This is a genomic window from Amycolatopsis rhizosphaerae (assembly GCF_007713715.1).
GTDB lineage: Bacteria > Actinomycetota > Actinomycetes > Mycobacteriales > Pseudonocardiaceae > Amycolatopsis_E > Amycolatopsis_E rhizosphaerae.
The window spans coordinates 1-1,340 of the sequence record NZ_VJWX01000850.1 but is presented as its reverse complement, the minus strand read 5'-3'; the positions used below and the strand labels follow the sequence as shown (position 1 = coordinate 1,340).

1 protein-coding gene is annotated in these 1,340 nt (G+C 76.9%); it reads left to right on the top strand.

Features of this window, described 5'->3' with window-relative positions; all coding sequences use genetic code 11:
* Positions 1 to 1,340: thiol reductant ABC exporter subunit CydC (gene cydC, locus FNH05_RS37385; RefSeq protein ID WP_144593540.1), on the top strand; the 1,340-nt coding region annotated here is incomplete at both ends.

Sequence of the window (1,340 nt, the reverse complement as noted above, 5' to 3'; positions counted from 1 at the left end):
CTACGGCCGGAACCGGTCCGAAGGGTGGTTGCGCTCGGCGGTGCGGCCCTACCGCGGGCGGCTGGCGCTGGCCTGCCTCGCCGGGGCGGGCGCCCTGGGCAGCGCGGTGGCACTCACCGCCACCTCGGCGTGGCTGATCTCGGCGGCCGCCCTGCACCCGCCCGTGTTGTCCCTGACGGTCGCGATCGTCGCCGTGCGCGCCTTCGGCGTGGCCAAGGGCGTGCTCCGGTACGCCGAACGCCTGCTGTCCCACGACGTCGCGCTGCGCGCGCTGGCCGGGATGCGGGTCCGGGTGTGGTCCACGCTGGTGCGGCTGGGCCCGGCGATCACCGAGCACCTGCGCCGGGGCGACCTGCTCACCCGCGTGGTGTCCGATGTGGACAGCCAGCAGGACGTGCTGGTCCGGGTACTGGTGCCCGCGGTCTCGGCCGGGCTGGTGGGCCTCGGGATGGCGGGCGCGCTCGGCGCGCTCCTGCCGGAGGCCGGGGTGGTCGTGCTGGGCGGCCTCGCCTGCGCCGGACTGCTCGCGCCCGCCCTGTCCGCGCTCGCGGCCCGCAAGGCCGAACGCGACACCACCACGCTGCGCGCCGAGGCCGGCTCCCGCACGGTGGAAATCCTGGAGGCGGCACCGGATCTGATCGCCTTCGGTGCCGCGGGCCGCCGCCACGAGGCGCTCCGCGGTGTCACGGCCGAGTTGACCCGCGCACTGCGCCGTTCCGCCGCGGCGCGCGGCCTCGGCGCCGGGGTGGGCACGCTCGCGATCGGGGCGACCATGATCGGTTGCCTCACGGCCGGGATCGCCGCGCTGGCGGCCGGCCGCCTCCCGGGCCCCGCACTCGCCGTGCTCGCCCTCACCCCGCTGGCCGCGACCGAGCTCGTCGCCGCGCTTCCCGAAGCGGCACAACGGTTCCTGAGCGCTCGGCACAGCGCCCGCCGCCTGAGCGAACTGGACGCGACCGCGACGCCGAGCAGTGAACCGGCGCGGCCCCGCGCGATCCCGGTGCCCGCCGCCACGCTGGCCACCAGCGGACTCGCCGTGCGGTGGCCGGGTGCGGCGGAGGACGCGGTACGCGGGGTGAACCTCGCCGCGGGCCCCCGCGCGACCGTCCTGTGTGGACCGTCGGGCTCGGGCAAGAGCAGTACCCTCGCGGCGATCATGCGCTATCTCGACCCCTCGGCGGGGCACGTCCGGATCGACGGCGTCGACACGCTGTCCTGCCCGGGCGACGCGGTGCGGGAGCAACTGGGGTGGTGCGGGCCCGCCACCCACCTGTTCGACAGCACACTGCGGGAAAACCTGCTGCTGGCCCGGCCCCGGGCCACGGACGGCCAACTGGTGC